Origin of the sequence: Helicobacter pylori, from assembly GCF_003637665.1 — a bacterium.
GTDB lineage: Bacteria > Campylobacterota > Campylobacteria > Campylobacterales > Helicobacteraceae > Helicobacter > Helicobacter pylori_CK.
Genome location: NZ_MVWR01000001.1, coordinates 207,996 through 226,581, shown reverse-complemented (window position 1 = coordinate 226,581; position 18,586 = coordinate 207,996). Strand labels below are relative to the sequence as shown.

Below are 18,586 nucleotides of genomic sequence, written 5' to 3'. Positions count from 1 at the left end.
TCTTTTAAGCCGTTCGCTTAGATCTTTTGGAACACGCTCAAATAAATCCCTATGGAAAAACAAGCCCCTAACGCCCCTAAACAAAACCCTCCTAAAACACTGCTAAAAGACACCCCTAAAACAATCAGCGCTAAGCCTATTAAAAAAATCAAACCAAGCAAACTATAAGAAAGAATGTTTTGAAATATTTGATGCGTGATCAAATGGGGTATCAATAAAACAAGCAACCCATAAAATAGCGTTAAAGAAAGTGCGATAGCGCTAGGGAAATTAGCGCTGTGCGAAAGCCATTGAATGGAGTGTGCCAAAAGGTGTTTTAAAGATTCTAAAAGGGCTTCAAATAAGATCACGCTTAGCACAAACCACACCCCAAGCGCTAAATTTCTGCGATAAAGGCTTAAAAACACCCCCACTAACAAGCTCAAAGGCAACACGAATTGAGAAGAGCCTAAAAAAACAACGCGTTGGAGCGTTTGATCTAAAATAGGGTTAGAAGAATTTGAACGCATCAAGTTAAAAATCGCATGGTCCATTGAATTAGTGTAATCAAAAAAAACCAAGCCAGCAATAAGGATAAAAAACGCACTAAAAACGCCTCCTAAAAGAAAAAGGGTTTTAGCTGGTAATAAGAAAAATACTTTGGGTTGTGTAGAAACATTTTTGAAAGAATTTTCAGCCATTATTTAAAACCCTTCTAGTAGTTAATTCAAAACTTATATTGTACGCCAACGAATTTTAAAATTGCTCTTAAAAGTTTTAAGACAATGAAGTTTAAACACATAAAAGCTTTTTATTCTAATCAAACCTAGCTAATAAGAAACTGAAATTGTTTTTTTTTTTTTTTTGAAATCGCTTTAATTTTTGCCCTCTTTTAAAGCTTTTTAACCCTTTTTAGACTACAATTTTAAGAAGCAAAAATCAAAGGAACGCAATAACTTATGGATAGAGCCAAATTTATATTCGTTACAGGGGGCGTGTTAAGCTCTCTAGGGAAAGGGATTTCATCTTCTTCAATCGCTACGCTTTTGCAGCATTGCAATTATCAGGTTTCCATTTTGAAGATTGACCCTTATATTAATATTGATCCAGGCACCATGAGCCCTTTAGAGCATGGGGAAGTGTTTGTAACTAGCGATGGCGCTGAAACGGATTTAGACATAGGGCATTATGAACGCTTTTTGAACAGGAATTTAACAAGGTTGAATAATTTCACTACCGGGCAGATTTTTTCAAGCGTGATAGAAAAGGAAAGGAAAGGGGAATATTTAGGCAAAACCATTCAAATCGTCCCCCATGTAACCGATGAAATCAAAAGGCGCATTAGAAGTGCGGCTAAGGGGTTGGATTTTTTAATCGTGGAAGTGGGCGGAACCGTGGGCGATATGGAGGGCATGTTTTATTTGGAAGCGATCCGCCAGCTTAAATTGGAATTGGGGAATGAAAAAGTCATCAATGTGCATGTAACCCTGATCCCCTATATCCAAACCACTAACGAATTAAAAACCAAACCCACGCAACACTCCGTCCAAGAATTAAGACGCCTTGGCGTAACCCCTCAAATCATTTTGGCGCGATCGCCTAAGCCTTTGGATAAAGAGTTGAAAAATAAAATCGCTTTGAGTTGCGATGTGGAGCAAGACAGCGTGATTGTCGCCACAGACACTAAAAGCATTTACGCATGCCCCATTCTTTTCTTGCAAGAAGGCATTTTGACCCCCATTGCCAGACGCTTTAATTTGAATAAACTACACCCCAAAATGGCGGCTTGGAACACTCTAGTAGAAAAGATTATCGCTCCTAAACACAAAGTCAAAATTGGTTTTGTGGGCAAGTATTTAAGCTTAAAAGAATCTTATAAATCCTTGATTGAAGCCTTAATCCATGCGGGCGCGCATTTGGATGCGCAAGTCAATATTGAATGGCTGGATAGCGAGAATTTTAACGAAAAGACTGATTTAGAGGGCGTTGATGCAATTTTAGTGCCGGGGGGCTTTGGAGAAAGGGGGATTGAGGGCAAAATTTGCGCCATTCAAAGGGCTAGGCTAGAAAAACTCCCCTTTTTAGGGATTTGTTTGGGCATGCAATTAGCGATCGTGGAATTTTGTCGCAATGTTTTGGGTTTAAAAGGGGCTAACTCTACGGAATTTAACCAACGCTGCGAATACCCTGTGGTGTATTTGATTGGAGATTTTATGGATCAAAACCACCAAAAACAGGTGCGCACCTATAATTCGCCTTTAGGAGGCACCATGCGATTAGGCGAATACGAATGCGAAATTATGCCAAACAGCTTGTTGGAAAAAGCCTATAAAAAGCCTAGCATTAAAGAAAGACACCGCCATCGTTATGAAATCAACCCCAAATACCGCCAAGAGTGGGAAAATAAGGGCTTGAAAGTGGTGGGTTTTGGAGCGAATCATTTGATTGAAGCGATTGAGTTAGAAGATCATCCGTTCTTTGTGGGGGTGCAATTCCACCCAGAATTCACCTCCAGGTTGCAAAGCCCTAACCCTATTATTTTGGATTTCATTAAGAACGCTCTTTTTAAATCCTAACCTAAAGAATGAAACAAAAGCTTAAAGCTCAAATCAAAGAGCGCATGACTTCTATCGCTTATAATGAAAAAGGGTTTCCTAGCCCCTTTTTATTTAAAGACTTGAAAAAAGCCGCGCTCAAAATCATAGAAGCCATGCACGCAAACACAGAAATTTTAGTGGTGGGCGATTATGACGCTGACGGCGTGATTAGCTCTGCTATCATGGCAAAATTCTTTGAAAGCCTGAACTATAAACATGTCCGCATTGCAATCCCTAATCGCTTCATGGATGGCTATGGGATTTCTAAAAAATTTTTAGAAAAACACCACGCCCCTTTAATCATCACGGTGGATAACGGGATTAACGCCTTTGAAGCCGCGCGATTTTGCAAAGAAAAAAACTACACCCTTATCATTACGGATCACCATTGCTTACACCATGGTGAAGTCCCAGACGCTTATGCGGTGATTAACCCCAAGCAACCGGATTGCGATTTTATCCAAAAGGAAGTGTGCGGGGCGTTGGTGGCGTTTTATTTGTGCTATGGCATCCACCAGCTTTTAGGAAAAGAAAAAAGCCATTCTAGTGAATTGTTGTGTTTAGCGGGCGTGGCGACTATTGCTGATATGATGCCTTTGACTTTTTTTAACCGCTTTTTAGTTTCTAAAGCCTTGTATTTTTTGCAAAAAGAATCCTTAGGGGCGATGGGGTTTTTACGCCAAAGAGAAGTTTTTAGAAAACGCTCTTTAAAAGCGAGCGATATTTCTTTTAATATCGCCCCTTTAATCAACTCCGCAGGGCGCATGCAAGACGCTAAAATGGCTTTAGATTTTTTAAGCGCGAATAATTTTCAAGATGGCTATTCTTTGTATGAACGCTTGAAAGCATGCAATATGAAGCGTAAAATGATCCAACAGCAGGTTTTTGAAGAAGCCTTTAAGCATGCGATGGTTGGAGAAAAAATCATCATCGCTTTTAAGGATAATTGGCATGAGGGCGTGCTGGGGATCGTGGCTTCAAAATTAGTGGAAGCCACCCAAAAGCCAAGCCTGGTTTTTACCTTTAAAGAAGGGGTGTATAAGGGGAGCGCTCGTAGCTCTCCAAATATTGACTTGATTGACGCTTTGAATGGGGTTTCTTCTTTATTGCTCGGCTATGGAGGGCATAGGCAAGCGTGCGGGCTGAGCGTTGGAAAAAACAATATCGTCTCGCTCTTTGAAACTTTAGAAAATTTTGATTTTAAAGTCTTGCCTTTTTGTGAAACAGAACCCCCTTTAACACTAACATTAAAAGACATTGACAGAGAGCTTTTAGAGATTATAGAAGCGGGCGAACCTTATGGGCAAGAAAACCCTGAGCCTTTATTCCAAGCGCAAAATTTAGAAGTCATAGAAGAAAAAATCATTAAAGAAAGCCATCAAATTCTGCGTTTTAAGGATAAAGAATGCGTCAAAGAGGCTATTTATTTTAACACTGAGCGGTTTTTGAAAGCGGGCGAAAAGGTGAGCGTGCTTTTTAGCGTGGAATTAGATGAGTATTCTAATGAGCCTAAAATGTTTGTTAAAAGCTTGTTGTAGTGCCTTTTGTTGAAGAAGAATTTGAAATTTTAAAACCCACCAAAGCCTTGTTTTTGGTGCGCGATGTTTTAAAATGCTCTTTAAAAGAAGCCCAACGACACCTTGACAAACAACGCCTGAAACAAAACCAACAAGCCGTGCGTAAATCTCAAATGATTCAAGGGGTCGTTAGCTTGATTTATTTCAAGCCTAATGAAAAACAAGAAAAGCTTGTTTTTGAGACTAAGGATTTTGGCGTGTTTGACAAACCCGCTCAAGTCTATACCCACCCTAAAGGCTATTTTTACCATGAAAGCTTACTAGATTGTATCCAATCGCATTTTAGCAAAAACGCCCACCCAGCCCACAGATTAGACTATGAAACGAGCGGGTTGGTTTTAGCGGGCAAGACTTTACAAAGCGTTAAGGATTTAAAAGCGCTTTTCATGCAAAAAAAAGTGAAAAAAACTTATTTAGCGCTAGCGCATGGGTTGGTGGATAAAAGTATCATAATAAATAAGCCCATTCTAACGCCACAAAACATTCAAAAAGATTTGCGCATTCGATCTCAAATTTCTCCTTTAGGCAAGCCTTCAACCACGCTTGTTGAGCCTTTAAGCTATAATCCTTTTTTGGATACAAGCTTACTCAAAATCACCCCACTCACCGGGCGCACGCACCAGATCCGCTTGCATTTAAGCAGCGTGGGGCATAGGATCGTGGGCGAGGGGCTTTATGGGGTGGCTGATGAAGAAGCGAGAGGATACCTTCAATTAAAGCGTGAAAATAACGCCCCACTACTCATGCTCCATGCCTCTAGTTTAGAATTTGAATTTAAAGGGGCGATCTATGAGATCACCTCCCCCATGCCAAAACGCTTCATGCCTTTTTTAAAAGATCTACCGCTCTTTTATTGATTGATCTTTTGGTTGTTCTCTTCTGGGGTTTGTTTGAGATCGTCTATATGTTCTTTGATGGTTTTTTTCTCCACCACAGGAGCGTTTTTGTAACTCTCTTGAAGTTCTTGGCTGATTTTAACAAAGCTATCGTTAAATTGCTGTTTGTAGCTGTTTTTGAGATTTTCTTTCACTTCGTTGATGTTGTTCAAAATTTCTTTTTTGAATCCGTCTCTGTGGAGCCATTCATCAATAAAATTGAATGCTGCATCGCTTCCAAACCAAATCCCAATAACACAAGCAGGAGCGAAAGGCCCGCAAGTCCAAGAACCGCTCAAAGCTGTGCCAATCTTTGCGAGGAATTTACCCCCTAATTTAGTGCCAAGCCTTTTCACAAGCTTTGGGGCTAGCCTTTTCATAAGTGCACTAGCATGCACACTAGCCGTTGCCCCTATTGTCGCTGCGAAACCCATTTTTAAGTTCAAATTTCTTTCTATTCTGTCATCAATATTTTTTAAAGATTCCGCAACTTGAGGAATACCAGCCGCTCCTTGTGTGGCAATCTTTTCTGTATCCTTTTTGCGCTGGTGCAACAAGCTTATAAAAGTATCAGAAATGTTGTCTGTCATCGTTTTTAATCGTTGTTTGTAATCAGCCCCTAAAAGTTTTTCCTGTAATTTATTGAATAATGCGTCTTCGGCGCTCAAGCCGATCTTTTTAGCTACAAAAAGGGCAAACTCGCTATAATTTCCCTTGAGAGAGTAGTGCCAGTCTAAGAACTTATCCACATTGTTTTCTATTGGCTCAAAAAGATTGTCTATTTGAGCGTCCACCTTGCTATGCATTTTATCCTTACTGCTACTCAGCAAATCGCTTATTTCTTGTTGGTGGCTATCAAGATTATTTTTTATTAGATCTGATATTAGATCTGGAAAAGTTTCGATGATTGTTTTTGTGCGAGCTGTTTTGATCGCTTGACTGGGTTCATTATATGGGATGCTACTTAAAATAGTATAAAGTATGGATAAAACAATAATAATTCCTAAATAATTCCTAAAAGAATGTAAATATACTTTCTTTCTTCCTTTTTTTTTAATTTCTTGTTCTTTTTCTTGTGTTAGCTTTTCTAGCTCTTGCTTTTGCTTTTTTAGTTCTAGCTTTGGTCTTGCTTGATCTAGATCTTCTTTAACATCATTTTCCACACTCACCCCTAATACATTTTGATAAACAATAAATGATTTGAGCGCTCAACCTGCTGATGGCTATCCCACTAAGAGCGTTATAGATGATAAACGCTACCCAGCCCACAACCATAAACCCCTTATTTAAGCCCATGCTCTCTGCTTTGCGCATGCCCCACCAAGCAAACCCCTCTAACACTTTCTAGCCTTCAAAAAATAATCCATGTAGTCGCAGCTGGAATAGATGGAATCACTCGCTGCCTTAATAGTGTCTATCAAAGCTGGTTTCAAATAGTCGGGCATGTTGCCATGATAGATCACATAGCAACTCAAGCCAATGAAGAAAAGAGTCCCCACAAAAGCGCTCACTTCTCTAGACATCAGCATCAAATAATCTTCTTTGATGATACTCTTAAGCATCTCTTCAAGCACGCCAAACACCGCAGCGCAAACAACGATAGTGCAAAAAACAAGCCCCCATATCATCCAATTATAGTCCAGCACGCTATAAGCGATGGATATGGATGTAAAAATTGAAAAAATAAAATAAAAGCAAGACACCATTATTGGGGAGTGTAGCATCTTGGATAAGAAGGATTCGCTATTCACGAAACACTTGGCGAAGCACTTCCTCTGATGCATTTTTAAAGAAATATAGCTGTAAGCGACAATCCCTAGTATCAGCAGCACAAAGACCAACGAGAAACAGGACTTATCGTAAGTCCAACGCCATAAGACCAACAACACCCCAACGATCACGCTTGTGCCCAGAATGATTTTAAAAAATGGGGGATTTTTATCATTAAGCCCAACAACACCCCACCGATCACACTTGCCCCCAGAATGGTTTTAAAACAACGAAACATTATCTTTTATCCCTCTTGTTGTTTTTGAAGCGTTTGTTAGGGTTGTCTTTAAGGAGGAAGATCTTAAACGCTACCAATATCAAAGATAGTGAGAATATCGTTAGCGCTACTATCCAAAAAAGATCCTTGCTGACAAAGTAAAGGATTGCGCTCTCTATCAAGCAAATGAGCGAAACGCCGTATTTAAACTTAAGCTTTAAGATCTTATGGTGGGACACAACCATAGCGACCAAAAACCCGACAGACCCGCCAAGGAGCGATAAAACCCACAAAGCTTTTTCAGGAATACGCCACATTTTTTGCTCAGCCGAATTTTTATCCACCAGCATGAGAATAAAAATCAGAATATTGACTATGAGCAACCAAACGATAGAAGCAAATTCCACGCTCACCCTTTCAAGAGCGTTTTAACAACCCAAACGCTACCACTTGGCTTTTTAGAGAGAGAAAAAGCAAAATTTTAAGATTGATTCTTAAATCCATTCCTTTACAAAAGTTAAGACTGGGTGTTTTAACATGATTTTTGGCCTACTCGCATCAAGCCCTTATTTTTAACATTTCCGCTCCCTTGCTTTTTTAAAGCCTCCTTAAATTACTACACCACTCCCCCAATAAACACAACGCACCCAAGCACAAAGCCCTAAAAAAGGCCTTTTTGAAATTCTTTAGCATGACACTCTTTCTTATTCCCCAAGCAAAATACAGCCCTCGTTCAAATATTCTTTCAAAATCTCTCGCCCCTTAGGGGTTTTCATCAAAATAGATATTATTTGGCTTCTCAACCTCTCAGGCTCTTCTCTGTTGGCGTTTTTGGTCAGATCGTATTCGTTGAAAAAATACGGCATGACCGATTTTGATTTGAGCTCAAGCCCCACCTCTTTGATCACCTTTTCTATCGTGTATTTTTTCTTACAATGTTTTTCGCAACCCCCCAATTTCAAAATTTCCATATTCCTTGACGCTCTTTTTTCACTTGATTGAAATACGGGCTTTTTTGCAGTCTCTCCACAGCCAAAGCATAATTCTTATCCTCTATGGCCTTGATGAATTGCTTGAATTTGAGCAGTCCGTTCAAGCCTAAATTGTAGCTCAAATCCAAGATGACCATTCTCCTCATTGCGTCCAAATTTTTATACCACCCATAAGAGAGAATAGCCTTATAATTCTCTTTTAATATGTCAGTTAAAAGCCCATACGCTTTGGTGATACGCTTACCCTCATAAGAATAAACGCTCAAATTATAGCCATAGCCAATCGTGGGATGCCCCGTCTTGTCGGTATAAACGGAAGGCGAAAACCTCTCTGAATCCACTATCAAAAACGACGCCGCTAAGATCAATTTGCTAAGATAAAGCGTCCAACACCCTTTTAGCTGCCTTTATTATTCTTAGCTTTCAATTCTTCTAGTTTTTTTGAAATGATTTCTTCAGTAACGCTAGAGAGTCTCTCTCCATCATGCTTACCCTCTGGGGTTTCTTTGCTCTGTAATTCTTCTTGTTTTTTTGAAATGATTTCTTCAGCGATGCTAGAGAGTTTTTCCGCATTTTTGGTGTCTAATTGGTTAGAACGGTTTTTTAAATTCTCTCTAATCTGCCTTTTTCTTTGAATGATTGCAAACATTTTTTGGCTGAATTGGTAGCATTTGCGCGCGCTTATGACAATCACGCCCCACTTGATTAGTAAAGCGATTAAAAGCCAAATAAAAGAGCTAGAAGTGTCCAATAAAAACTGGCGCACATCGCTATAAACCCAAATATCCACTAAAATAACCAATAGAGTGATGAAAATAGAAAACGCAATGCTTTTAAACCTAAAAAGCCATGCCACTATCACAAACCCTCTCGTGTGCCTGTGGGCTAACAGCCAGCGTTCATTCTTTTCGCTAAAAAAATTCATTAAACCAGAAATCACGCTATTTTTCTTGCTCATTCTCGCCCTTTTCCCAAACTTCTTTAAAATGCTTGGTGGTTTTTTCTTGCTTTTCTTTCAATTCTTTAGCGTGGATTTGCTCTAACAACCTTTTTTCTTCGGCTTCAAACATGATTTTCAATTCTTCTTCGTTAAAATCGCTCAATTGCATGTTCTCTTTTATCAAGCGTTTTTCTACGATTTTAACCGCTTGCTCCCTGATTTTTTGAGATTTTTCTTTAAAAAGCGCTCGTTTGGTTTTTTGAAACGCTTCATTAGAATTTTTATGGATCGTTTGCTTGCAAAAATCTAAAAAATCCTTGACTTGATGCATAATTTTCATGGTTATCCGTTTTTAAAGAGTTTTTAAGACTAATGACCCCTAAAAGGATACCAAAAAAAGATTAAAACATTTTCTTAAAAAATAGGGAGCGTTTTAAAAATGCCCTAACACCCCTAAAAACCTAAGGCTTTTTGCTTGTCATAGGACATACCGCATGCCTTTTGATCTGATGATTCGCAAAGCACTTCAAGGCTAAATATCTCGCATGCTTCTTTATGTCCTAATTCGCAAAGCCCTTTATAAGTAACCATCTCGCATGCTTCTTGCTTTCCTAGTTTGCAAGCTTTTTCAAATTTTTCCGCCGCTTGTTTTTCATTTTTGACTACGCCCTTGCCAATATATTGCATAGCTCCTAGTCTGGAACACCCAAACTTATCGTTTAAATCACACGCTTTAGAGTAGTATTGAATGGCTTTTTTTAAGTCTTCCCTATCATGATATAATCCCCCTAACACAAAACACCCAACACCACTATTTAATTCACACGCTTTAGAGAGATATTGAAAAACTTCTTGTTTGTTCGCTAGTTCTCCATCTTTTCTTGCTAAAAATATTACACACCCTCCATCATAATCTAATTCACACGCTTTAGAGTAGTATTGAGCGGCTTTTTTCAAATCCTTTTTTACTACTCCATACCCATTTAGTTCATATATATACCCTAAATTAAAACACCCTTCACCATCTTTTAAATCACACGCTTTAGAGTAGTATTGAATGGCTTTTTTCAAACGCTCTTTTAACCTAGGATTCTCTCCTATTACCAAATTTTCACCCTCATATAGACCCCCTAGACTAACACACCCCTTAGCATAGTTTAAATTACAAGCTTTTTCAAAATATTCCTTAGCTTGAATATAATATTTCTTAGCCTCAAGACTATCTCCTCTAAATGCACCACCCCCACCACTCACGGCAAAATCAAAAATCTCTTTGCCTTGATCAACAAGCTCTTCAGGGTTTGGCTCTGCCATTAACCCCCCCCCCCAATCAACACACAACACAAGCACAAAGCCCTAAAAATCGCTTTTTTGAAACTTAGCATGACACTTCTCCCTTTTATTAAAAAATTTAGACTTTATTATAATCAAATATTGATGACTAGAACCTTTTAATTTCACAAATGGGGTTTTAGTTGCTTTGTTTTACAATAAAAATATAAGGAGATAGGAATATTTTGCGTTTAATCCCCCTAACCCAAAAAGAGCACTTGTAAAAAATACCTTTGAGTATTTTTTATATTAGAACTTTATCCCTAATGATTTTTTAAAACCTTTTGGCAATAGCGCTCTAAGATCCTGCAAGCGCTCAAAGAGTCTAGTCGGCCGTCTTTAATAGCGAGCCGCTTGTTTTTCCTACCCAAATGCTCCAAATTGTCATAAGCTTCTATGCTAGAATTATCTTCATTAATAAAAACGATTTCGCCCTTAAAATCCAAAAGCTTGATGAAAGATTCAATGCGCGCGTTCGTGTCCGTATAGCTTTCATGGGGCTTGCCCACCACTAGCACCTGAATGTTTTTTTCCCTCAATAAATCGCTCAAATCCCTAGAGGCCTGATTCCTGTTGTGGCGTAAGATCGCTTCTAAAGGCAAAATAACGCCGTTTAAAAGCGCAGCGATGCCAATGCGTTTTAACCCCACATCGCATGCCAAAATCACGCTAACACCACGATATGATTGATGCGCTTGATCTTACCCAACAGCTCGTATTCTAAAAGCTTATCCCCAAATTTGAGATACGCCTCTTCATAGCTCGGGTTTTTGGCACAATATTCTAAAAATTCATCTTCCATTTCAGGCATTTCTTTTAAATGGTGGTCTTTTAAAAGGGTGTTTATAAAATTTTGAATATTAAATATCCCTTGAGCCTGCCCTTTTTCTAAAAGCTCATTAGTGCCATCGCTCTCATTCAAGCGCTGGGGTAAAACAAATAAGGGTTTTTGGTATTTTTGGGCTAATCTCGCGCTGCTCATAGAGCCGCTTTGTAAATCCGCTTGGGGGATAATCACCGCATCGCTTAAAGCGATCACCAGGCGGTTTCTGGCTAAAAAAGAGCCTTTAATAGGCATAAAATCCTTTTCATATTCGCTTAAAATCAAGCCGTTTTGCGCGATTTCTTGGATCACTTTATGGTTGTTCGTAGGATAGATAAAATCCAAACTGCAAGGCGAAAGCATGATGGTTTTTGGTAAGGCGTTTTCTTGAGCGATAATATCCACGCCTAACGCTCCTCCGCTCACAATAACCGCGCCATTTTTAGCAAGCTCTCTGGCTAGAGTGATGGTGTGTTGCTTGCTATAAGGGGTGGGCCTTCTTGTGCCGATGATAGCCACTTTTAAAGGCGCTTCTAAAAGCTTTATATCGCCTACACAATAGAGTTTTTTAGGGGGGTCTTTGAGAATGTCAAAGGCTTTAGGGATATTCTCTAGTGCGCTGTATTGGAAATTACTTTTCATTTCAAACTATTTAGGCAGTATAATTTCCACTTCAATCGTTTCCACGCTCTGGTTGCTATCGAGAGTTTTGAAATGGATGTCTGAAGATTTAGTGTATTTTTGAATAACGGCAATGATTTCTTTACGCATCTCTTCCATGTAGGGTAAATTTAAGGTGCGCTCTTTGGCTAGAATCAATTTCAATCGGTCGGTTGCGGTGGCCGCGCTCCCTTTGTTTTTAAAAAAATCAAACAAACTCATGAAAATATCCCTTTTAACGCGCTAAAAAAGCCTCTTTTAGCCTTAAATTCCACGTATTCCACTTCTTCGCCTAAAATCCTTCTGGTGATGCGTTGGTAAGCCTTCGCGCTCTCGCAGTCCGTGCGAATCACTGGCTCGCCCTTATTGGTCGCTGAAATAATATGGTGATCTTCAGGAATGATCCCAATTAAAGGCAAGCATAAAATCTTAAGCACTTCTTCTATGGAAATCATCTCGCCATTTGCCACTAATTCAGGTTTTAAGCGATTGATGATTAAATGCTTATGCACTTCTTCGCCTCTTTTAGCCCGATTAGACTTTGCGTCAATAATGCCAATCACTCTGTCGCTATCTCTTAAAGAGCTTACCTCAGGCGTTACCACCACTAACGCCATGTCCGCATGCAAAATCGCATGCTCAAAGCCGCTTTCAATCCCAGCCGGTGAGTCAATCAAAATATAGTCAAAATCCGCCCTTAAAGCGTTGATTAAAATCGCTACTTTTTCCTTATCTAAAATATTTTTATCCTTGCTTTGTGAAGCCGCTAAAAAAGAAAGGTTTTTAGTCTTTTTATCCGTGATCAAAGCCTGCGAAAGGTTGCAATTTTTTTCCATCACATCCACCACATCATAAACAATGCGATTTTCTAAGCCTAAAATCATATCCAAGTTCCTAAGGCCTATGTCAAAATCAACCGCTACGACTTTTTTACCGCTCTCAGCCAAGCCGATCGCTAAATTAGCCGTGGTGGTGCTTTTACCCACACCCCCCTTACCTGAAGTGATAGTAACTACTATTGCCATATGATTCCTTTTAATTTGATGATTTATTTTTTATGATTGAATGGGGCGCGTAAAATTTCCCCAATTTGTTCTATTTTAGTCTCTTTAAGGGCTTTCCTCTCTGTGTTTAACCTAGGATAATTCAAGCTCTTTTCTAGTAAAAAATCCTTAGCGAATGAGCCGTTTTGAATCTTTTTTAAGATTTTTTGCATGCGTTTTTTTAGCAGATTTCCCATAGGCTCTCTAGCTTTAATCGCCCCGAATTCAGCGGTGTTAGAAATGTGCTTCCTTAAACCCTCTACCCCCTTATAATGCAATAAATCCGCCACTAATTTCACTTCATGCACGCATTCAAAATAGGCTAATTCTTCAGGGTATCCTGCCTTAATTAAAGTTTCAAACCCCATTCTTACAATCGCTTCTAACCCTCCGCACAAAACCGCTTGCTCGCCGAATAAATCGCTCTCGCATTCTTCTTTAAAGCTCGTTTCTAAAACCCCCATTCTCCCCCCACCCATCGCTTTAGCATAGCTTAAAGCCACCGCTTTAGCGTTGTATTTTGAGCTTTCTTGCTCTATGGCAATCAAATGGTATAAGCCCCTATTTTTAAGGTATTCTTCTCTTAAAGCGCTCCCAGGCCCCTTTGGTGCAACTAAAATCGCACCCACGCCTTTTGGAAGAACAACCTGATTGAAATGCACGCTAAAACCATGAGCAAAGCCCACAATTTGCCCCTCTTTTAAAAAAGGGATCACTTCTTTTTCTAACACTTCCTTATGCAATTCATCTGGGAGTAGTGCCATGATCACATCAGAATTTTGGACTAGTTCTTTGACTTCTAGCACTTCAAAGCCCTCTTTTTTTGCTTTTGAAACGCTCAAACTCCCTTGATACAAACCAATCCGCACTTTTACTTTAGAGTCCCTCAAATTGAGTGCTTGGGCTTCTCCTTGCGCGCCATAGCCGATAATGCCCACTTGTAAGGATTGGATAACGCCTAAATCAATGTCTTTATCATAATAAACGGGTAATGCCAAAATCAAATCTCCTAGCGTGTTTAAGCAAGTATTTATTTTACCATAATGGGAGCGATAATGTTTAAAAACATTCATAATGTTAAGAAATGGTGTGCTCGGAGGGATTCAAACCCCCGACCTACAGGACCGCAACCTGTTGCTCTATTCAGCTGAGCTACGAGCACTTTTAAAGGAGTGAAACGGTAATTATAGCAAGAAAAACTAATTTTTCACTTAAACGATGCGTTTTTTCTATTATAATTTAAGGCATGCAAAAAAATTACCAAAAACTCATCGTTTATTTATGCGATTTTTTAGAAAAAGAAGCTCAAAAAAAAGGCTTTAAAAAAGTCGTTTACGGGCTGAGTGGGGGGCTAGATAGTGCGGTCGTTGGAGTGCTGTGCCAAAAGGTTTTTAAAGAAAACGCTCATGCCCTTTTAATGCCCTCTTCAGCCTCTATGCCAGAAAGTAAAACAGACGCTTTAAATTTGTGCGAAACATTTTCTATCCCTTATACAGAATATTCTATCGCTCCCTATGATGCCATCTTTGGCTCTCACTTTAAAGACGCAAGCCTTACTAGAAAGGGGAATTTTTGCGCAAGATTGCGCATGGCTTTTTTATACGATTATTCTTTAAAAAGCGATTCTTTAGTCATTGGCACGAGCAATAAAAGCGAAAGGATGCTAGGCTATGGCACTTTATTTGGGGATTTGGCGTGCGCGATTAACCCGATTGGGGAATTATTTAAAACCGAAGTTTATGAACTCGCTTATTATTTAAATATCCCTAAAAAGATTTTAAATAAGCCCCCTAGCGCGGATTTATTTGTGGGGCAAAGCGATGAAAAAGATTTGGGCTATCCTTATAGCGTGATCGATCCTTTATTGAAGGATATTGAAGCGTTGTTCAAAAACAAGCCCATTGATGCAGAAGCACTCACTCAATTAGGCTATGATGAAATTTTAGTGAAAAACATCACAAGCCGTATCCAAAAAAACGCTTTTAAATTAGAATTACCCACTATCGCCAAACGATTTAACCCTGAATGAAAAGCGATAAACCCTTTTTAGAGCGCTATTTTTATGATCCCACTCTTTTGCAAAAGGGGTTGATTTTCGCGCTCTATCCTTTTTCTTTAATCTATCAAGGCATCGCCACCCTTAAACGAAAAACCGCTAAAAAGCATGATTTTAAAATCCCCCTTATCAGCATCGGTAATTTGATCGCTGGGGGAAGCGGTAAAACGCCCTTTATTTTAGAGATCGCTCCAAGATACCAAGAAGTGGCGGTTGTCTCTAGGGGGTATCAACGGGATTCTAAAGGCTTAGTGGTGGTGAGCGTTAAAGGAAACATTTTAGTTCCTCAAAAAACAGCGGGCGATGAAGCCTATCTTTTAGCCTTGAATTTAAAACAAGCGAGCGTGATTGTGAGCGAAAAAAGAGAGTTAGGCGTTTTAAAAGCCCTTGAATTAGGGGCAAAGATCGTGTTTTTAGACGATGGTTTTAGGTTTAATTTCAACCAATTCAATGTGCTTTTAAAGCCTAAAGTCCCCCCCTACTACCCTTTTTGTTTGCCCAGCGGGTTGTATAGAGAAAGCATTAAAAGCTATAAAGAAGCCCATTTAGTCATCACCGAAGATAAGGATTATCAAAGAATCACCTCTATTTCTAACCCCACCAAACGCATGCTTTTAGTAACGGCTATCGCTAACCCTAGCAGGCTTGATGCGTTTTTACCCAAAGAAGTGGTTAAAAAATTGTATTTTAGAGACCATGCCCTTTTTGATTTGGAGCTTTTAGAAAAAGAGTTTTATCAAAATAGCGCCACTTCCTTATTGGTTACTCCAAAAGATCTCGTCAAATTACAAGATTGCAAATTGCCTTTAAGCGTGTTGGATTTAAAACTAGAAATTTGCCCTAAAGTTTTAGAAGAGATTGATCGTTATATTTTTTCTTATCCTTATGATACAAAAGAACGTCTATAAATTCCTTTTCTTTAGAGATAAAGCCTTTCAAACGCCCCTCTAACTCATAATGGTTTTTTTCATAAAAAGCGATCGCTTTGAAATTGTTTTCCATCACTTCTAAATGCAAAGAATGCAATTGGAACTCTTCAAAAGCGATGCATTCTAAAGCTTTTAAAATAGTTTCTCCCCCATTTTTCAAAAAAGGGTTTTTATAAATCCCCAAATACCCATGCTTATGAAAAAAATTGATTTTAGTGATAGAGCCAACCCCTAAATAAACGCCCTCTTCTTTAAACAAAAAATAGCGGTGGTTGGGCGAGTTTTTTAAATCTTCTATGAATTGCAAATGCGTTTTTAAAGAAATAAAAGCGCTATACATCCATAAGGCAGTGTTTGGGTGGTTACGAAACTCTAAAACCAACAATTTTTCTCCATCGTTTAAATGCACAAAATCAATCGCTTGAATATTTCCATAAGAATAATTTTTTTTCAAATTTCTAAAAACTCCCTTAATGCACCTTCTAGCTCACTCCCAAAGGCCAGGTTTTTTGCCCAGGCTTGGTTTTTTTGAATTTGTAATTTTTCAAAATCTTTATCTAGAGTTTTTAAACTCGTTTGTTTGAAAATGCCTGAATTTTCAAATTCTTGGCTTTGAATGATCTGATTAGAAGCAATAGGAAGGATAAGAGAGGGCGTTTGAGAAAGGGCCAATTCATAGAGGGTTTGGCCTGCAGCGCTAATGGCGCAAGCGCAAAATTTCATCAAAGAACTGAACTCTAAGGGGTTTAAAGGGCTGTAATAATGCGTGTTTTTTGGAGGATTTTTAGGCGTATAAGGTGAAATGATATGCAAATTCACATCCTTATTTTCTAAAATTTTGACTATCTCTTTGAGAGTTTTTTGCTCGCTCCCCCCTAGAGTGATCAGCACTTCTTTATTTTCTGTATTGATAGGGCGCTCATAGACAAAACGAATATCAACAGGGTAAAACCCCACCCCCAAATAATGATCTTTAGACGCATGGTTATAGTGTTTTAAAGCGTTCAGCGTGAAATTCATGATCTTAGTGTTTTTAGGGTAAAACCCCTTAGCATGCTCTTCATCTTCTATCACCATAAGGCTTTTGGCTTTTTCTTTTAAAAGGTAAAAATCTTTTGAATTTAAACAATAGCTGTCTGTAATCAAAAAATCATCATTGCCAACGCCCTCTAAAAAAGCGCTTATATTATTTTGCTTGTGCAAATAAAGATCCGCTTTAATCCCTAATTTTTCTATAAAAGAAAGGATTTTTTCACAACGCCTCACATGCCCTAAACCGCTTGTTACAAACGCATCGCACAAAATTTTTACTGGCATGCGTTTTTCAAACGGCTGTATTTGAGCTTGGCTAATTCTAAATCTTCTAAAGTGTCAATATCTTGGACTTCTAAGGGCGATAATTCTAAAGCGATAGAATTTGGGCTAAAAATAGGCCGCATTTCTTTAAAGGCTTGAGCCTTCCCCATATAAAGCAACCCTGCGTCATGATAGAGCGTTTTTAAATCTTGCGTGCGCGTGTTTGAATGCTCTTTAAAAGCCATTTGAACGCCGTTTTCAAGGCTAAAAGAACGATAGGGCGAAGCGCTAAAGGGAGTGCATGTGAAAACATAATCCGTATTTTGATTTTGTTTTAAAGTTTCAAAAGCGTTTTTTAAATGCTTTTCTTGTAAAAATACTGAAGCGCCATACAAACAACACGCAATATCTTCATCTTTTAATTCTAATTCTTTCATGTGATAGGCCATCACCTCTAAAGTCGTAGCTCTATCGTCCGCTAAAATTTTAGGGCGCAAATTCAAAAAACTCGCCCCATAATTTTTAGCTAAATTCACATACTCCATGCTATCGCTAGAGATAAACACCTTTTCAAAGAGCTTGGAATTTAGTGCTGTTTCAATAGGGTAAGCGAGCATGGGTTTATTGAAAAAATCAATAATATTCTTATTCTTGATCCTTTTACTGGAACTTCTGGCTAAAACAATAGCGATCGCTCTCATGCTAGGCTTTCAAACGCTCTTTATTAATAAGGCATTTGGGTTTCCATCGCATCAGCAGCGAATTTCTTCTTATTGGAATCGCTCAAATGCCCTAAATTCGTGTATTCAATCTTAGCGTCGGCTAAAAACTTGGATTGGATGGTGTTATTCCTTTCAATATCATAAGGGCGGATCACCCCACTCACCTTAAGGATTTGCTTTTCCCCATCCACTAGCACTTCCTTATTCCCATAGATGAAATAATTCCCGTTTTCTAGCACCTTAATGATGCGAGCGCTCAACACGATCTCTAAATCTTCGCTCTTTTTTTGCGAGCCACCGCCTTTAAAATTCGTGTTATTGCTGGATTTGGTGAAATTGTAATTATTCTTATCGTCTAAATACTGTGCTTCTTGTTTCTTTTTTTCATCTAGCCCGTTATAAGTGAGTCTTGGGGGCGTGGAATTACCCCCTGAAGCGCTTTTATAATCTTTAGAGCTAGAATAATTCGCGCTCGCTTTTTCAGAAACAATGATTGTGATCAAATCGTTAGGCTTCATCGCCCTCCTGTCCGCAAATAAAGGGCGCTCACCCTGCCCAAACAAACTCCCCAACTTGTTCAATTCAGGGATAAATTCTTTAGAGGGGGTTTCTTCTACATAATTGGGAGGGTTAAAATCAATTTTTGGCTCATTGGCTGATGCCATGCTGAATGCAACGCTAAACGCAACAGCCCCTAAATAAAGCGCTTTTTTCATCCACTAGCCTTACTTTTGAGTTATTTTAAGCCCTAGATTATACTCTCTTATAAAGAATAAAT

At 38.9% G+C, this 18,586-nt stretch carries 21 protein-coding genes, 1 tRNA gene and 2 pseudogenes; 5 read left to right on the top strand and 19 right to left on the bottom strand.

Annotated elements, in window-relative coordinates:
• Nucleotides 1-17: 17 nt before the first annotated feature.
• Nucleotides 18-680, bottom strand: coding sequence for a phosphatase PAP2 family protein (locus tag EAL49_RS01145; RefSeq protein ID WP_120828315.1), 663 nt, complete (start codon nt 678-680; stop codon nt 18-20).
• 258 nt (nt 681-938) lie between these two features.
• Here EAL49_RS01145 and pyrG point away from each other — a divergent pair, with 258 nt between their 5' ends.
• The 3 genes from pyrG to EAL49_RS01130 are packed head-to-tail and all read left to right on the top strand — an operon-like array spanning nt 939 to nt 5,010.
• Nucleotides 939-2,555 (top strand): glutamine hydrolyzing CTP synthase, encoded by a 1,617-nt coding sequence (gene pyrG / locus EAL49_RS01140; RefSeq protein ID WP_120828312.1) that lies wholly within the window; start codon nt 939-941, stop codon nt 2,553-2,555.
• A gap of 8 nt (nt 2,556-2,563) precedes the next feature.
• Nucleotides 2,564-4,114, top strand: coding sequence for a single-stranded-DNA-specific exonuclease RecJ (gene recJ, locus EAL49_RS01135; RefSeq protein ID WP_120828310.1), 1,551 nt, complete (start codon nt 2,564-2,566; stop codon nt 4,112-4,114).
• Nucleotides 4,114-5,010: an RluA family pseudouridine synthase gene (locus tag EAL49_RS01130; RefSeq protein ID WP_120828308.1), complete on the top strand. Its 897-nt coding sequence runs from the start codon at nt 4,114-4,116 to the stop codon at nt 5,008-5,010. The genes recJ and EAL49_RS01130 overlap by 1 nt, the downstream gene beginning before the upstream one ends.
• Here EAL49_RS01130 and EAL49_RS01125 read toward each other — a convergent pair.
• The 14 genes and pseudogenes from EAL49_RS01125 to EAL49_RS01055 all read right to left on the bottom strand — a co-directional run bounded on the left by EAL49_RS01125 (nt 5,004) and on the right by EAL49_RS01055 (nt 13,967).
• A pseudogene (locus EAL49_RS01125) lies at nt 5,004-6,191 on the bottom strand (hypothetical protein). The gene EAL49_RS01130 and the pseudogene EAL49_RS01125 sit on opposite strands and share 7 nt — an antisense overlap.
• A pseudogene (locus tag EAL49_RS01120) lies at nt 6,181-6,812 on the bottom strand (hypothetical protein). Before EAL49_RS01120 ends, EAL49_RS01125 begins: the two co-directional pseudogenes overlap by 11 nt.
• Nucleotides 6,813-7,035: 223 nt before the next feature.
• The gene (locus tag EAL49_RS01115) at nt 7,036-7,422 is read right to left on the bottom strand and encodes a DUF1294 domain-containing protein (RefSeq protein WP_120914706.1); all 387 of its coding nucleotides are present in this window, start codon (nt 7,420-7,422) and stop codon (nt 7,036-7,038) included.
• A 297-nt stretch (nt 7,423-7,719) separates the two neighbouring features.
• The gene (locus EAL49_RS01105; RefSeq protein ID WP_001883605.1) at nt 7,720-7,986 is read right to left on the bottom strand and encodes a hypothetical protein; all 267 of its coding nucleotides are present in this window, start codon (nt 7,984-7,986) and stop codon (nt 7,720-7,722) included.
• Nucleotides 7,974-8,348, bottom strand: coding sequence for a glycoside hydrolase family protein (locus tag EAL49_RS01100; protein ID WP_120828443.1), 375 nt, complete (start codon nt 8,346-8,348; stop codon nt 7,974-7,976). Before EAL49_RS01100 ends, EAL49_RS01105 begins: the two co-directional genes overlap by 13 nt.
• 56 nt (nt 8,349-8,404) lie before the next feature.
• Nucleotides 8,405-8,965: a hypothetical protein gene (locus EAL49_RS01095; RefSeq protein WP_120828302.1), complete on the bottom strand. Its 561-nt coding sequence runs from the start codon at nt 8,963-8,965 to the stop codon at nt 8,405-8,407.
• On the bottom strand, nt 8,949-9,287 hold the full coding sequence (locus EAL49_RS01090; RefSeq protein ID WP_000699885.1) for a hypothetical protein: 339 nt from the start codon (nt 9,285-9,287) through the stop codon (nt 8,949-8,951). The genes EAL49_RS01095 and EAL49_RS01090 overlap by 17 nt, the downstream gene beginning before the upstream one ends.
• Nucleotides 9,288-9,400: 113 nt before the next feature.
• Nucleotides 9,401-10,261 (bottom strand): cysteine-rich Sel1 repeat protein, encoded by an 861-nt coding sequence (locus EAL49_RS01085; protein WP_033756055.1) that lies wholly within the window; start codon nt 10,259-10,261, stop codon nt 9,401-9,403.
• 281 nt (nt 10,262-10,542) lie between these two features.
• Complete coding sequence (ruvX, locus tag EAL49_RS01080; protein ID WP_120828300.1) at nt 10,543-10,947, bottom strand: Holliday junction resolvase RuvX; 405 nt, start codon at nt 10,945-10,947, stop codon at nt 10,543-10,545.
• Nucleotides 10,944-11,744 carry a DNA-processing protein DprA gene (dprA, locus tag EAL49_RS01075; RefSeq protein ID WP_120828298.1) on the bottom strand — a complete coding sequence of 267 codons (801 nt, stop codon included), beginning with the start codon at nt 11,742-11,744 and terminating at the stop codon, nt 10,944-10,946. Before dprA ends, ruvX begins: the two co-directional genes overlap by 4 nt.
• Before the next feature lie 6 nt (nt 11,745-11,750).
• Nucleotides 11,751-11,984 (bottom strand): cell division topological specificity factor MinE, encoded by a 234-nt coding sequence (gene minE / locus EAL49_RS01070; RefSeq protein ID WP_000051414.1) that lies wholly within the window; start codon nt 11,982-11,984, stop codon nt 11,751-11,753.
• Nucleotides 11,981-12,787, bottom strand: coding sequence for a septum site-determining protein MinD (gene minD / locus EAL49_RS01065; RefSeq protein ID WP_001019051.1), 807 nt, complete (start codon nt 12,785-12,787; stop codon nt 11,981-11,983). The genes minE and minD overlap by 4 nt, the downstream gene beginning before the upstream one ends.
• A 23-nt stretch (nt 12,788-12,810) precedes the next feature.
• Nucleotides 12,811-13,803: a ketol-acid reductoisomerase gene (gene ilvC, locus EAL49_RS01060; protein ID WP_120828441.1), complete on the bottom strand. Its 993-nt coding sequence runs from the start codon at nt 13,801-13,803 to the stop codon at nt 12,811-12,813.
• Between the two features lie 87 nt (nt 13,804-13,890).
• A tRNA-Arg gene (locus EAL49_RS01055) sits at nt 13,891-13,967 on the bottom strand.
• Nucleotides 13,968-14,051: 84 nt separating this feature from the next.
• On the opposite strand from EAL49_RS01055, the gene EAL49_RS01050 reads away from it, so the two are divergent.
• Nucleotides 14,052-14,834, top strand: a complete 783-nt coding sequence (locus EAL49_RS01050) for an NAD+ synthase (RefSeq protein WP_120828296.1) — start codon at nt 14,052-14,054, stop codon at nt 14,832-14,834.
• Nucleotides 14,831-15,769, top strand: coding sequence for a tetraacyldisaccharide 4'-kinase (locus EAL49_RS01045; RefSeq protein WP_120828294.1), 939 nt, complete (start codon nt 14,831-14,833; stop codon nt 15,767-15,769). The genes EAL49_RS01050 and EAL49_RS01045 overlap by 4 nt, the downstream gene beginning before the upstream one ends.
• Here EAL49_RS01045 and pseH read toward each other — a convergent pair.
• The 4 genes from pseH to flgH are packed head-to-tail and all read right to left on the bottom strand — an operon-like array spanning nt 15,702 to nt 18,524.
• Nucleotides 15,702-16,244, bottom strand: a complete 543-nt coding sequence (gene pseH, locus EAL49_RS01040) for a UDP-4-amino-4,6-dideoxy-N-acetyl-beta-L-altrosamine N-acetyltransferase (protein ID WP_120828292.1) — start codon at nt 16,242-16,244, stop codon at nt 15,702-15,704. The two genes, EAL49_RS01045 and pseH, sit on opposite strands and share 68 nt — an antisense overlap.
• Nucleotides 16,241-17,107 (bottom strand): CMP-N-acetylneuraminic acid synthetase, encoded by an 867-nt coding sequence (locus EAL49_RS08520; RefSeq protein ID WP_276205817.1) that lies wholly within the window; start codon nt 17,105-17,107, stop codon nt 16,241-16,243. The genes pseH and EAL49_RS08520 overlap by 4 nt, the downstream gene beginning before the upstream one ends.
• Nucleotides 17,098-17,787 (bottom strand): pseudaminic acid cytidylyltransferase, encoded by a 690-nt coding sequence (gene pseF, locus EAL49_RS08515; protein WP_120828288.1) that lies wholly within the window; start codon nt 17,785-17,787, stop codon nt 17,098-17,100. Before pseF ends, EAL49_RS08520 begins: the two co-directional genes overlap by 10 nt.
• 23 nt (nt 17,788-17,810) lie before the next feature.
• Nucleotides 17,811-18,524 carry a flagellar basal body L-ring protein FlgH gene (gene flgH / locus EAL49_RS01025; protein ID WP_039704282.1) on the bottom strand — a complete coding sequence of 238 codons (714 nt, stop codon included), beginning with the start codon at nt 18,522-18,524 and terminating at the stop codon, nt 17,811-17,813.
• Nucleotides 18,525-18,586 lie beyond the last annotated feature (62 nt).